Below are 13636 nucleotides of genomic sequence, written 5' to 3'. Positions count from 1 at the left end.
ATCTGCTCATGTCATTATTTAATAACATTTATTTTAAACTAAGATTAACAATTTGAATTACCTCACATTCCGCCACTTTATGGGGTCCCTCCATAAAAAAACCTTTTAATCCCATTTTAACTCTATCTTTATGTAATTCAAATAATGTTTCATTTAATATCCACATTTTTGCCTTACCTGAAGTCGAAACACGTATAGATTTATCTAAAATGACATTGTTTTCATTATCTAAAAACTCAGGCCAAATCATCCATAATTGTTTTAAATTTTCATCACCTGAATACATAAAGTCGGAACGATAACCTTGCACAGGATTTCCTGTTTTTCTTCCTCCTTCTTCTTCAGAAAAAAAACGATATTGAACTATAAAATCGCATTCTCGATTTTTAGTTTGTTCATATGAGGTATGTTGATCCATTTTGTTCTTTCCTACTTCAAATTATCTGCAATCTTTCTGTCATTCGACAATCTCGGAATTTTATTCTGTCCGCCTAATTTTCCTTGTGATTTCATATAATCCTGAAAACCGTTTTTCGAAACTTTGGTTACCACCACTTTCCTTAAAACATTTCCGGTGATTAAATCGTCGTAATAAATGTTTTGTTTTCGCATCGAATCGTCTATTGTTTCGGCGAAAGCTTCTATATTTTCAGGCTCATTTTCGAATTCTATCAGCCATTCGTGATATGGTAATCCGCTTGAAGGGTTTATTTGTGGCGCAACGGTAAATTCGTTAATTACAATTTTGGTTCCTGCTGTGGCTTCTTTCATGGCGCTTTCGACTTCGTTGGCAATAACGTGTTCTCCAAAAGCAGAAATATAATGCTTGATTCGGCCGGAAACGATAACTCTGTGCGGAAACAACGAAGTAAACTGAACTGTATCGCCAATATTATAACGCCAAAGTCCCGCATTTGTAGAAACAATCAAAGCATAATTTACACCCATTTCTACTTCGCCAATGGTGTAGCTTTTTGGATTTTCTGTAAAGAATTCATCTGCTTTTATAAATTCATAGAAAATTCCTGAATTCAGCAACAATAGCATTCCTTTTGATTTTTGAGAATCCTGATAGGCAAAAAAACCTTCTGAAGCTGGAAACAACTCAATACTATCTACTTTTCGGCCAATCATTTTTTCGAACTTGGCGCGATATGGTTCATAATTGACTCCTCCGTAAATGAATAGATTGAAGTTTTTAAACAAATCTCCAATTTTCTTCCCTCCGCTTTTTTCCTGTAAACGTTCAAAATACATTTGAACCCAGGACGGAATTCCCGAAATTATGGTCATATCCTGCTCGATTGTTTCCTCTACAATGGCATTTACTTTGGTATCCCAATCTTCGATACAATTGGTTTCCCACGAAGGCATTCTGTTTTTTTGAAGATATTTGGGTACAAAATGCGCTCCGATTCCGGATAATCTTCCAAATTTGATTCCGTATTTTTCAATTAAAATTGGACTTCCCTGCAGGAAAATCATTTTTCCATCAACAAAATCAGCATTTCCGGTTTCATATATATAATGAAGAATTGCATTTCTTGAAGCTTCAATATGATATGGCATTGATTCTTTGGTCAGCGGAATATATTTTGCCCCTGAGGTTGTTCCTGAGGTTTTAGCAAAATAGAGCGGTTTTCCTTTCCAGAGAATATTTTTTTCGCCCATTCGAACTTTGTCGATATAGGATTTTAAATCTTCGTAGTCACGAATCGGGACACGCTTCCTGAAATCATGAACCGTTTTTATTTTATCAAAATGATGATCTGTACCAAACTGGGTTTCCTTGGCACTATTTATTAAATTCTTAAATACCGCTTGTTGAGTTTCGACCGGTTTATTGGCCCAAGCCTGTGTTTTATAGTATATTTTGGTGGCAAATAATTTTGCTGCTACTGATTTAATAGACATTTTTTATGGTATTATTTCTTGTCACTTTTGTTTTTACTTCGAGTTTTTTCGCCCGGCTCCTTCTCCATCTTTGCCACTTCTTCTCTTAATTTAATTTCTTCTTCAGAGGCTTTCATATTTACTTGCGAAGGCTCATCAGCATCAGCTAAAATAGAATCTTTACTGAATTTTGCATATTCTAATTCGCCCGTTAGTACTTTCTGAATCCCTTTTATATAGGCTTCATTTTTCTTTAAAGCGGTTTCTAACGAATCTGATTTAATAGCCAGTTCAGTTGCATTCTTTTTTAATTCTGTCGAAGAATATCCGGGAATTAGTTCGCGCAAAGGAGTAAAAGCAATGATAAAAGTAGTAATTAAAATTAAAAAAATTCCTCCTAACATGAACGTTACGAAAACATTCATTAAAGTTAGTTTGAATGAAAAAATTTCTTCGAAATTGTCCTCATTCAAAATCACCAATCGGTTTTTGATGAATAAATTTTTTCTGAAATTGAATTTTTTCTTAGTCATTATGGTTGTTTATACGAGCAAATATAATAATTAATCGCCTTGTTGATGCCCGACAAAAAGGAACGAATACAGTTATTTCAGGATTTTATAAAATATTTAACGCTACAATAAACAAATATTTTAAACCAAATCCTGTTGTTCTTCGTATATTCTATATACATTTGCGAAACAATTAGAACAACAATTTGCTACGGCATTAAATATACAAACCATGGGAAGATTAGGTCTTACAGAAATCCTCGTAATAGTAGGTATCGTGATATTACTTTTTGGAGGTAAAAAAATACCGGAATTAATGAAAGGTTTAGGAAGCGGAATTAAGGAATTTAAAAACGCTGCTAAAGACGATCAAACCCCTCCTGCACCTTCTGTTAAAAAAGAAGAGGAAGAAATTAAATAAGAATTTAAATACTTATTATAAACCCCAAATTACAATTGTAGTTTGGGGTTTTTATTTTTATCTAAAAAAACTTACTTTTAGAGTCCCTAAATCAAATAACAATAATTATGAAAAACCTACTTCTGATTACTGTTGCTTTTTTGTGTCTCAAAAGTTACGCACAAAAGCAGCCGTTTCCTGCCAATGTTGTATTTGCAAATGGTTTAATGCCAACGAATAAAAACAGTCAGGATGCTAAAAACAACTACGATATCTGGAAGGCCAATTTTGTTGAAGCCTGCTCGAATGAAAGATACCGTGTAAAATTCGACAATTCCTGGGAAACTGTTTCTGAAGGAATTGGTTACGGAATGCTCCTAAGCGTTTATATGGCCGATAAAACATTATTTGATGGACTCTGGCTGTATTACAAAGACAATGTAAACGGCAACAAAGTAATGAACTGGAAAATAAACGGCTGTTCTGGTACTATTGGACAAAACGGAGCAACCGATGCTGAACTTGATGCTGCCTTAGCGCTTATCGTTGCCGATTATCAATGGGGAAGCACTGGAAATATTAATTATAAAAGTGATGCGACTGCTTTAATTTCTGCCATTAAAAATTATGAAATCGAAGCCAATACTTTTGTTTTAAAACCCGGAGATCAATTCGGCGGAAGCCAAATTACAAATCCGTCTTACTTCTCTCCTGCTTATTACAGAGTTTTTGGAACTTTTACGAATGATGTAACTTTTTGGAATCAGGTTGCAGCAAAATCGTACACTATTATCAACAACAATTTAATACAAAACAATGCCGTTGGCGGATTAGTTTCTGACTGGTGCGAAGCTTCTGGCGCTTATTCTTCTCAAGCCGGTGGTTATAATAATGGAGGAAAAACATATACTTACGATGCTGCAAGAACGCCCTGGAGAATCGCCGTTGACTATTTATGGTTTGGAAATGTCGATGCGAAAGCTTACACAAAAAAATCCTCAGATTTTGTTCGCGTAAATCTAGGCGGATCTTCTAACATTAAAGATGGTTATAACCAAAACGGAACTGCAATAGGTCAATGGCACAACGGAACATTTGTGGGTGCATTTGCCTGTGCGGCCATGGGAGGCGATAACCAAATGCATCTTGATACTTCTTACGCCGACTTAAAAAATCTCAGTGAACCTGGCAGTTATTTCAATCATACCTTAAAAACATTATATTCTTTTTTATTAACAGGTAATTTTTATTTTCCGCCAACTACCACTTTATCTACTGGTGATTTTGATATTGAAAAATCTACTGTTACGCTTTTCCCAAACCCAAGTGCTAATCGATTTACTGTGAATGCACCTCAGCAATCTACTATTTCAGTAATTTCTCCTTCCGGGATTGTTATTCATCAACAAAAAACAACTGCGGAAAATACCGAGATTAATTTAGCAAATCAATCGTCTGGAGTTTATTTGATAAAGATTTCGAATGATGATTTTAAAAGTATTACTAAAAAAGTGATTTTGAAATAATTTATAAAAACTAAAAACTCCCAAATTACGATTGTAATTTGGGAGTTTTTGTTTTTTTTGATTTGCAATTTTTAAACTATCATTAAATGTAACATGTTCTGATAATTTTAATATTCTTTAAATTCATTTTTAACTGCACATTTTATCATAGATGACCATTCTGAATCTAAATTTTGTGCATTATCAATAATATGCTTAAGTCCATTTAAAACTTGCAATCCTTCAGAATCTAATTCTTTTGTTTCTAACAGTTTTATTGTTCTATAAATCTTTGCCTTTTCTTGATAAAAGATTTCTCTTTCTTCAAAAAGTCTATTAATTCTAATTTTATGCTTTTTAGAATATTCTAGACCAAATTCTTTTCCATGTTCAAGTGAACCAAAACCAAGGTAAGCAATAGTAATTTTACCTTTTTTCGTTTTTCCAAATGGTATACTTTCTCTATATTCTATTTCATCTTCCGGTTCATCATGCGAAGGATGAACAAATAATGAAACCTCATTCTCTATTTCAAAATTATTAAACTGTGCTCTTGTTGATTCTGTTTCAATAGGAAAAAAATCATTTTTAAAAATCTGATTACAAACTTGACAAGCTAAAAATACATTATCCCAATCATAAGCTAACCAAAAATATCCAGGATATAAACTGTTTCCTTTAAAACTGGATGAATATGCGGCTTTGGGTCTAAAATGCTCTACATCACTATTACTTCTAGTACTTTTGGTCTCACAGTAACAACATTTGTTTTTTTGAATACTTTCTAAAGTATCTCGTACTATATCAGAATTATATATTGTACTAAAAGCTTCAAATTTTGATTCGCCAGAATTATATTTTGTTTTATTATTCGAATATTCTTCTAAATCAATTTTAGTTTGTGCCGAACCATTTTTGATTAATTTTTCAGGAGCTTCATCCTTAACTATCTTTATCATAATAGAAACTATTTTTTTAATAGTTCAGCTGCTTTTTTAATCAATTCTTCTGCATCGATAGCTTCTTTAGACGAAAAAACAGGAGTATCATTAAGTTTTTGATTTAAAAAATTTAATCTTTTCTTATCAGAATCAGATAATTCATTCTTTAAAAGGATACTTGTTTTCTCATTTCTTATTTCTTCAAAATCAATTGATTTTGAACTACTTACTTCAAATAAATCAGAGGTTAAAATTTGATCTATTCTCCATCCTTTTACACTTTCAGGATCATTATCAATAATTACTCTATCCCCTTCTTTTCTACAAACAACGATATTAGCGTCTTTATCTTGTGCTGACTGAACAATTAAAGGACTATGTGCAGTAACTATAAATTGAGCTTGTGGAAAATGGTATGATAACTTATCAACTACGGTTCTTTGCCATTTTGGGTGTAAATGTAAATCGATTTCATCAATTAAAATGATGACGGGTTCTGCCAATGGATTTTCAGAATTTAAATATTTATCCATCATATTTGCAGCAATATCAACAATTAATGCGGTTAAGGTTTGATATCCAAAACTTAAATCTCGTAAATTAACTAATCCATAAGAAGTTTGAACTTCTATTAAGAGGTTTGGATTTTTTTCATTTACCGGCTTAATTCCAATATTACTTACGTCTGGTAAAACATCTTTTAGTAAATTTTTTACCAATTCTAAATCTCTTTTAAATTTAATTTTCGAATGTGGCTCGGCTAAGTCTGATAAAGTTTCCTTCTGTAATAACCATTCTTCTGCATTAATCAATTCTATCTTATCATCAAATAGAGATGTAAATTTAGAACTAACGCTTGTTTTTAAGCTGGTTGATTTACTCATTCTTCTTGATGCACCATATGAAATTAGAAAAGAATTACTGAAACGTTCATCATATAAAGAATCTAAGTTATCAATATTTGAACTAACCTCAACTTTTCTAAATTCACCATTGTTTATTAATTTTAATAAAACTGAAATGCTTTTTTCTTTCAATTCACTTAACATATTTTTAAAAGTACCTTCAATCCCACTAATAAAATATTGAGGTAAAAATATTTTACCTTGAGAATCTATTTTTAGCTTTTTGAGATCTACTGCCGCAGAATCTGGTTGCATTCTATCTAAAACTTTTAATAAGGTTGTTTTCCCAGTACCATTATCTCCCAAAATAATTGTCCAAGGAGAATAATTGCCTTTCCCATCAGATAAGTCTAATGTTTGCTTGTCTTTAAAACAATTAACCCCTTCTAATTCTAAAGAATAGAAATAAGAATGATCCTTATTATCTACAATATCTTTTTTATTTTCCATTTCAAGTTTCAATTATTAACAAAAATACGAAGATTTTATTCTACAATACCATCGTCAACTGAATTCTCTTTCTATCTTCATCAACTTCTGTAACCTTTACATCAACATGCTGATGCAATTTTACCACTTCATTTACATCGCTTACAAATCCTGCTTTCAATTGCGAAATATGAACCAATCCGCTTTCTTTGATTCCGATGTCGACAAAACAACCGAAATTGGTAATGTTATTCACAATTCCCGGTAAAATCATTCCGGTTTTCAAATCTTTGATTGATTTTACGTTTGCATCAAATTCAAAAACCTTAGCTGACTTTCTTGGGTCTAATCCGGGTTTTTCAAGCTCTTTTATGATGTCTTTCAGTGTAAGTAAACCTACTTCAGGCGTAATATAGTTTTCGGCTTTAATAAGGGCTGTTTTCTCTTTGTTGGCAATTAAGTCGTTTACAGAAAGTTTTAAATCTTTTGCCATTTTCTCCACGACAGGATAAGCTTCAGGATGCACTGCCGAATTATCCAATGGATTTTTAGCATTCGAAATTCTAATAAAAGCTGCACCTTGCTGATACGCTTTCTCGCCTAAGCGAGGCACTTTTTTCAGCTGTTTTCTATCCTCAAACGGACCATTTTCTGAACGATATTGTACAATGTTTTCAGCAAGCTTCTCTCCTATTCCACTTACATAACTTAGTAAATGTTTACTCGCCGTGTTGATATTGATTCCAACCGAGTTCACGCAACGAATTACAGTGTTATCTAATTCTTCTTTTAGCTTGGTTTGGTCAACATCGTGTTGATATTGGCCTACGCCAATGGCTTTCGGGTCGATTTTTACCAATTCGGCCAAAGGATCTGAAAGTCGTCTGCCAATAGAAACCGATCCACGAACGGTAACATCATAATTAGGGAATTCTTCTCTTGCAATTTTTGATGCCGAATATACCGAAGCTCCAGCCTCAGAAACAATAAAAACCTGCAACGGTTTGTCGAACGCAATTTTTTTGATGAAAAATTCGGTTTCTCTCGAAGCCGTTCCGTTTCCTATAGAAATCGCATCAATTTGATACGCATTTACCATCGAACGGATTTTCTTGATCGCCATTGTTTCCTCATTTTGAGGTGCGTGCGGATAAATCGTTTCGTTATACAATAAATCGCCTTTTTCATCCAGACAAACTACTTTACAACCGCTCCTGAATCCTGGATCGATTGCCAGAATACGTTTTTCGCCCAAAGGCGGCGCCAATAAAAGTTGTCCTAAATTGTTGGCAAAAACCTGAATAGAATTGGCATCAGCCTTGGCTTTTGCTTCTTGCAAAGTTTCGTTTCCAATTGCCGGATTCAACAATCTTTTGTAACTATCTTCTATCGCCAATTGCAAATGAGCTGTTGTACTATTTTGTTTTTTAATGACAATTTCATCAATAATATCATAAGCTTCGTCGATATCAACATCTACTTTCATCTTGACAAAACCTTCATTTTCTGCACGAAGCATGGCCAATAATCTGTGCGAAGGTGCTTTTGTCAAAGGTTCTTCCCAATCAAAATACTGACTGAATTTTTGCGCTCCTTCTTCTTCAGCTTTCTTTTTTACGACTTTGGTTCCAATCGTTGCTTTTCTATTAAATAATCTTCGCAATTGCTTACGAACATAAATATTCTCGTTGATCCATTCGGCAACAATATCTCTGGCGCCTTGCATCGCAGCTTCTTCATTAATTACATTTTCATTCAGATATTGCGTCGAAATAAAATCGATATCAACATCATTTTCAGACATGATTATTTTTGCCAATGGTTCAAGGCCAAACTCGCGGGCAACATCGGCTTTTGTTTTTTTCTTCTTTTTGTACGGAAGGTAAAAATCTTCAATTTCTTGTAAGTCAAAACTTTGCTCAATTTTTTGTTTCAATTCAGGCGTAAGCGCTTTTTGTTCTTCGATCGATTTTAAAACCGCTTCTTTACGTTTTACAATTGCTTCATAATCTTTCTGAAGTTTTGCAATTTGCTCAATTTGAACTTCATCAAGATTTCCGGTTGTATCTTTTCGGTAACGCGAAATAAACGGAATCGTACAATCTTCCTCTAATAATTTTACCGTGTTTTGAATGTTAATTGCTGCTGTTTGAACAGTCTTGGCAATGAATTGAATATTAGTCATTCTTATTTATTTTAACCGCAAAGGCTGCAAAATGTTTCGCAAAGTTCGCAATGGTTTTTTATTTTATTGTTTTAAAAATATCAAAATTAATACAAATCCGGGAATCGTTTTAATTCTATTTTACTCAAGTTTGTTTTTTTGTTGGAGGTAAAAAATTTTCTCCAGTTACAACACTTTTTCCCGTTTTATCTTCCAGAGCTATTCGGGCATTTTTTGCAATTGCTCCACCTTTTTTACTTGCTTTTGCATTTTCTAACAGACCTTTTGCTTCATCACTTTCGGCAATTTGTCGGGTCGAAAGTTCGGCTAAAGCAGTAAAAATTAGTTCCGCTTCAGACATATGATCTCTTAAGTTTTGAGATTTTAATCCCTTTACTTCTTTATGCTTTTTTACAGATAATCCCGTCCATTCCTGATGAATAATATTGGTAAGCATTGCAAATTCGTCCTTTTTTTCTACTCCGGATTCTTTCCAATAATCAGTCAGTTTATTACGAGTTTCCTGGCCTGTCATTCGCTGCTGAATCCATTTTTCGCTTCGACCTAAGTTTTGCCAATTTTCACGAGCGCGATCTAAACTTTGAGAAGGATCTCCCAATTCTTGGATTCTTTCATAACCAACTTTAGCTAGCCATTGTTTAAAAGGTTCTGCTTTGGGAGATGGAATAGATTGAATTAAACGTAACAAAGTTTCAGTATCCGCAGTGTCAGTCAATCTGTTTTTTCCATCATCAGCAAGCATTTTGAACTGTCGACAAACTGTCGACAGTTCAAATCCATCATCAGTTTTAACTCTAATTTTCATTTTATACCAATAATCTCTTGGATTAAGACTATTTGTTAAAATCTCAATCACATCAATTACCGAGAAATACCAAATTTCTTTTTCAGCATCATAGTGACTTCTTACTTTTTTTTGCTCAAATAATTGTATTGGACTCATTTCGATATCTGTTAGAGTATTTATTAATTGTATTTTTATTTCTTCTTAATTGGCTTTAACACAATGCTTGCTTTGCTAAAATCTGCAGATGCATTATATACTTTTCTATATTCCTGATAAATCTCTTTTGGATAATTTATTGCTTTGTATTTTTCATCAATTGTGATGATAACCTGATTTCCATCTACTTTTACAGTCGATTTAAACGAACAGTTTTTGCTTTCATCAAATTTCATTTCTTTGTCTATCACTAAATCATTGTAATGATCTACCTGATATCCTTTCGGGATGTTAAAGACAATACTATGATGGTATTCTTTTGTGTATTTTAAATCAATATCTGTTTTTCTGGTATTTTCCTGATAAAGATTAGCCTGTTTTCCGATGATCTTTCCCAGATTCACTAAAAGTAAATTTCCGGCTTTTTCAGTAAATGATTCTACCGATTCCAGTTTTGAATTAATAATAAACGGCGTATTTGTATAATTATTTTTAAACTCTAAATTTTCGGCTTTTTGTTCTAAAACCTTTACATCAACTTCATCAAGTAACACATCTTTTACAAAATCTGTAAGCTCCTTTTTTTCTTCGTTATTAGACAAATCATTATACGAATAACGCAGCATTTGACCTGTATAACCGGTACTTGACATTTTTTTATCTATCGTTACTTTTGATAAATCAGGGCTCAAAGTTACAACTGATTCCGTTGCTATTTTAGTAAAATCTGATGAAACTACCGGAGCATAAACATAACTTTCCTGTTTCTTTTGTACATTATATCCTTTTGCCTTTGTGTCCTGATAATCATAGCTTGGATTTCCGTAAGCAAGATAGACCACATTTGGTGAGATAAATTTATTTAAATCCCTAAAATAGAAATTAATATCTGTAAACTCATAAAACGTTACAATCTCATCGTCAAGATCTCCTATAAAACGATCTTCGGTAGCAATGATTTCGTATGGAATTTTAAGAATATCAAAAGCATATTTATACAGAAAAATAAAATCCCTACTCGCTAATTTCGAATTTCCTTCTGTTATCTTAATTTTAGTATTAATTGTTTCTCCTTCGGCATAAGGTTCAAAATGGGTTCTGATGTATTCGTCCAGAATGGTTAATTTTTCATCGTTAGATTTATCTTTTATATCCAATTTCTGAACAAGCTTTTTAACATCGCCATTCGAAAAAGCATAAGGTTTGTTTCTAATGTAATTTTTAAAATACGTTTCCCATTTTTTATTACTCATTTCGGCAGGAGATCCGGTAATTAAATACAATACCTTAACCAGATTTCTAAATTTCTTTGAGCTTTTTTCGTTTACAAGCGGCTGGATATTATCTGCAGTAAAAAATGTCTTGCCTTTTACTTTATTATAATGAAATTCACCCGAAGTATATACTCTCGACATAGCCGATCCAGATTCTGTAAGTGTGAACTCAGCATGCAATACCGGCGCATCTTTTTGATAAATTTCGATTCCGTTTGATGTTGGATTCTCTTTTACAATAAAATAATACTCCAGAATATCGCCTTTTTCAACTCCTTCAAAAACAATCGATTTTACATTTTTTAAATCCGAATTTACAATCTGACTTTCAGATAAAACCCTAACATCGCCGTTAGGTTTAATAACCCTGGCGTGAAAATCTTTTGTATCACGAATCGTTGTATTATCATCTGCAGTAACTTTATTGTATTTGCTGATTTCTGAAGACTCATTTATTTTTACTGCAAAATGTTCCATTTTAAATTTTGCAAAACCATACAAATTGGGATTAATTCTGGTATGAACCCATCTTTTATCAAATAAAATTACAGCGGGTTCTTTTTTATATTCTTCTGGAATGGCCTGAAATGCCGGAACTGCATCCCAGGAGTAACTTTTAATTTCTTGTGCGTGTGCTTTTATTAAAAAAGTGAATAGTAGGATTAGTAATGTTTTTTTCATTATTTTTTTATTAATATGATGGATTGGTTGTATTGGTTGTTTAATTCGTTTACTAATGCATTCCAGTTGTCAAAATCTTTGGTTTCGATAACTAATTTTTTAAGTGCAATTTTTTGAGATACGATCAGGTTTTTTTTATCTTTTTTATACGATATATCATAACTTAAAACTTCATTTTCTTTCTTACTGTTCTCCGGAATAAAGTCAAGCTGATAATTTTCGGGAATTTCATAGACATAAGTAAAGTCATTTGTAAACAAATTGTCGTTTTCTATAGAAAGTTTTCTTTCTTTAGTGTCAATAATATACCCTTTAAAAGGAGCTAATAAAATAGGTTTTACAATCATCTTATCCCCTATTTTCTTCGTCCAGGATTCCAGTTTAAAATTGTACAAAAGCTCTGCATCTTTGTTGTCATACTCATTCTTTTTAACTTCGGTGTTTTCTATTTCGAGTTTTTGATTGTATCGGGTCAGACCACTTTTTAAGATTTCGTCCTGCTTTTGTTTATTAGAAGCTAAAACATTTAAAAAATCACTTTTCTCATAACCGGAAAGTAATAATTTTGCTGCGCCCTGAACTCCATCATCATTGATTTTCAACTTCATATCAACTTTTAGATGGTTCTCTTTTTTATCTATTACAGGAACTTTTTCAATAACAAATTCAGTTTCAGATATTCCTATAAGTCCTTCTTTGCCCTGAATCATTGCAGAAGGAAATGTAAACGGACAAAAAGAATCGGTCCCGTCAACAAAATAGCGCTGTTTATCGATTTTTACAGACGCGATCATGTGATTGCTTACCAAAGGCGTTGGAACATCTACAAAACTATACGGCTTATCTCTTGTACCAATCCAGACTAGGTTTGACTCTAATCCGGCAGTTTTAAACATTTCATTTAGTAAGTTCGAAATGTCTTTGCAATCCCCGTATTTTTTATCAAAAACTGATGCCGCATCACGCGGAATAAAACCTCCCATTTCGTACTCAAAAGCTACATAATGAATGTTTTCCTGAACCCAATTGTAAATTGCTTTTGCCTTGTCTTTAGGATTTGTTTTGTCTTTTATTAATTCTGAAGTTTTAGTTTTAAGAGCCGTTTGGTCTAATTTGTTAATATCTTTTACCAACGAATAATACCATTTGTACAAATGCTCAACATCCGGAAAAAGCGCTTCTTTCTTGTTATCCTTAGTATAACTTTTGATGTAATAAACAATATGAGGCAGGAAATAAGTAAAATTTGGTGCCCTGTTTTCCTCTTCAAAAGAGGGCATATCTGTAACTTTCCAGGTATAAACATCGAGGTTTTCTTCTTTCGTTTTTTCGAAAACAATTTTATCCTGATGATCTCCAAAAAGTTTATAACCAATTTCGATAGATGGATCTGATTTTATCTGAAATTGTGAAGCAACAGTTTGTAGTTCGTGCTGAAAAGCAAAAAAAGATAATAATCGTGGTTCGTTTTGCTTTACTTTATACGAGAATTCAACCTTCGATTTATCTTCAACATTATTAAAATCAAAGTGTTTGTATTTATTATCGCTATAAAAAATATCCCTTTGTTTCAACTCATTTGTACTAATGTCATACTGCGAAAGTTTACTTTTCTTGTTGGTTTTTGCATTTATTGCAGCACCTTTTATGTTCGAAATTTCACTAAAATTATCGTACGGAATGTTTATCGAGTATTCATTTACATTTTTACTTTTGGCAATTTCTCTTTGTTCTTCGATAAAAGATTCAATTTCTAATTTGCTTTTATTCGATAAATAAACAATTTCATTACGATAAAGTACTTTTGATTTTTCTTGCGCGCACAAAAAATGACACGCGAAAAATGCCAGATAAAATATTCTTTTCATTAGGTTTTTGATATAATATTTGGGGAGTTAAATTTTAACAAAAATAAACTTATTTGCGAAAATAACCAGATTTACTGCATTAGCTTCTTAAAATAATATC

At 32.5% G+C, this 13636-nt stretch carries 11 protein-coding genes; 2 read left to right on the top strand and 9 right to left on the bottom strand.

The annotated features are described in order from the left end of the window. Positions 1-28: 28 nt before the first annotated feature. The 3 genes from LNP81_RS05605 to LNP81_RS05595 are packed head-to-tail and all read right to left on the bottom strand — an operon-like array spanning position 29 to position 2426. On the bottom strand, positions 29-418 hold the full coding sequence (locus tag LNP81_RS05605; protein WP_230034082.1) for a hypothetical protein: 390 nt from the start codon (positions 416-418) through the stop codon (positions 29-31). An 11-nt stretch (positions 419-429) separates the two neighbouring features. Next, positions 430-1914, bottom strand: coding sequence for a GH3 auxin-responsive promoter family protein (locus LNP81_RS05600; protein WP_230034080.1), 1485 nt, complete (start codon positions 1912-1914; stop codon positions 430-432). Between the two features lie 11 nt (positions 1915-1925). Continuing rightward, positions 1926-2426 (bottom strand): peptidase, encoded by a 501-nt coding sequence (locus tag LNP81_RS05595; RefSeq protein ID WP_230034078.1) that lies wholly within the window; start codon positions 2424-2426, stop codon positions 1926-1928. 211 nt (positions 2427-2637) lie between these two features. Between LNP81_RS05595 and LNP81_RS05590 the strand changes: the two genes are divergently transcribed. Further along, positions 2638-2826, top strand: a complete 189-nt coding sequence (locus LNP81_RS05590; protein WP_055096778.1) for a Sec-independent protein translocase subunit TatA/TatB — start codon at positions 2638-2640, stop codon at positions 2824-2826. Between the two features lie 107 nt (positions 2827-2933). Next, positions 2934-4331 carry a glycosyl hydrolase family 8 gene (locus LNP81_RS05585; RefSeq protein WP_230034076.1) on the top strand — a complete coding sequence of 466 codons (1398 nt, stop codon included), beginning with the start codon at positions 2934-2936 and terminating at the stop codon, positions 4329-4331. A 107-nt stretch (positions 4332-4438) separates the two neighbouring features. Here the strand turns inward: LNP81_RS05585 and LNP81_RS05580 are convergent, their stop codons facing one another. From LNP81_RS05580 to LNP81_RS05555, 6 genes are all read right to left on the bottom strand, one after another. Continuing rightward, entirely contained in the window at positions 4439-5269 is an 831-nt protein-coding gene (locus LNP81_RS05580) for an HNH endonuclease family protein (RefSeq protein WP_230034074.1), read from the bottom strand. Positions 5270-5277: 8 nt separating this feature from the next. Next, positions 5278-6606: an AAA family ATPase gene (locus LNP81_RS05575; RefSeq protein WP_230034072.1), complete on the bottom strand. Its 1329-nt coding sequence runs from the start codon at positions 6604-6606 to the stop codon at positions 5278-5280. 40 nt (positions 6607-6646) lie between these two features. Beyond that, positions 6647-8770, bottom strand: coding sequence for a Tex family protein (locus LNP81_RS05570; protein ID WP_230034070.1), 2124 nt, complete (start codon positions 8768-8770; stop codon positions 6647-6649). A gap of 124 nt (positions 8771-8894) precedes the next feature. Then, complete coding sequence (locus LNP81_RS05565) at positions 8895-9713, bottom strand: BRO family protein (RefSeq protein WP_230034068.1); 819 nt, start codon at positions 9711-9713, stop codon at positions 8895-8897. A gap of 35 nt (positions 9714-9748) precedes the next feature. Then, positions 9749-11668, bottom strand: coding sequence for a DUF3857 domain-containing protein (locus LNP81_RS05560; RefSeq protein ID WP_230034066.1), 1920 nt, complete (start codon positions 11666-11668; stop codon positions 9749-9751). Continuing rightward, the gene (locus LNP81_RS05555; protein ID WP_230034064.1) at positions 11668-13536 is read right to left on the bottom strand and encodes a DUF3858 domain-containing protein; all 1869 of its coding nucleotides are present in this window, start codon (positions 13534-13536) and stop codon (positions 11668-11670) included. Before LNP81_RS05555 ends, LNP81_RS05560 begins: the two co-directional genes overlap by 1 nt. Positions 13537-13636: the final 100 nt, after the last annotated feature.

It is taken from the genome of Flavobacterium piscisymbiosum (assembly GCF_020905295.1).
GTDB lineage: Bacteria > Bacteroidota > Bacteroidia > Flavobacteriales > Flavobacteriaceae > Flavobacterium > Flavobacterium piscisymbiosum.
Note: the sequence above shows the minus strand (reverse complement) of the source record. Positions and strands in the feature narration are given on the sequence as shown.

Bases quoted from the DNA above. Each gene is read 5' to 3' on its own strand.
- LNP81_RS05590 (WP_055096778.1), top strand. From the start codon at position 2,638: ATGGGAAGATTAGGTCTTACAGAAATCCTCGTAATAGTAGGTATCGTG.
- LNP81_RS05560 (WP_230034066.1), bottom strand. From the start codon at position 11,668: ATGAAAAAAACATTACTAATCCTACTATTCACTTTTTTAATAAAAGCA.
- LNP81_RS05605 (WP_230034082.1), bottom strand. From the start codon at position 418: ATGGATCAACATACCTCATATGAACAAACTAAAAATCGAGAATGCGAT.
- LNP81_RS05575 (WP_230034072.1), bottom strand. From the start codon at position 6,606: ATGGAAAATAAAAAAGATATTGTAGATAATAAGGATCATTCTTATTTC.
- LNP81_RS05580 (WP_230034074.1), bottom strand. From the start codon at position 5,269: ATGATAAAGATAGTTAAGGATGAAGCTCCTGAAAAATTAATCAAAAAT.
- LNP81_RS05600 (WP_230034080.1), bottom strand. From the start codon at position 1,914: ATGTCTATTAAATCAGTAGCAGCAAAATTATTTGCCACCAAAATATAC.
- LNP81_RS05555 (WP_230034064.1), bottom strand. From the start codon at position 13,536: ATGAAAAGAATATTTTATCTGGCATTTTTCGCGTGTCATTTTTTGTGC.
- LNP81_RS05585 (WP_230034076.1), top strand. From the start codon at position 2,934: ATGAAAAACCTACTTCTGATTACTGTTGCTTTTTTGTGTCTCAAAAGT.
- LNP81_RS05595 (WP_230034078.1), bottom strand. From the start codon at position 2,426: ATGACTAAGAAAAAATTCAATTTCAGAAAAAATTTATTCATCAAAAAC.
- LNP81_RS05565 (WP_230034068.1), bottom strand. From the start codon at position 9,713: ATGAGTCCAATACAATTATTTGAGCAAAAAAAAGTAAGAAGTCACTAT.
- LNP81_RS05570 (WP_230034070.1), bottom strand. From the start codon at position 8,770: ATGACTAATATTCAATTCATTGCCAAGACTGTTCAAACAGCAGCAATT.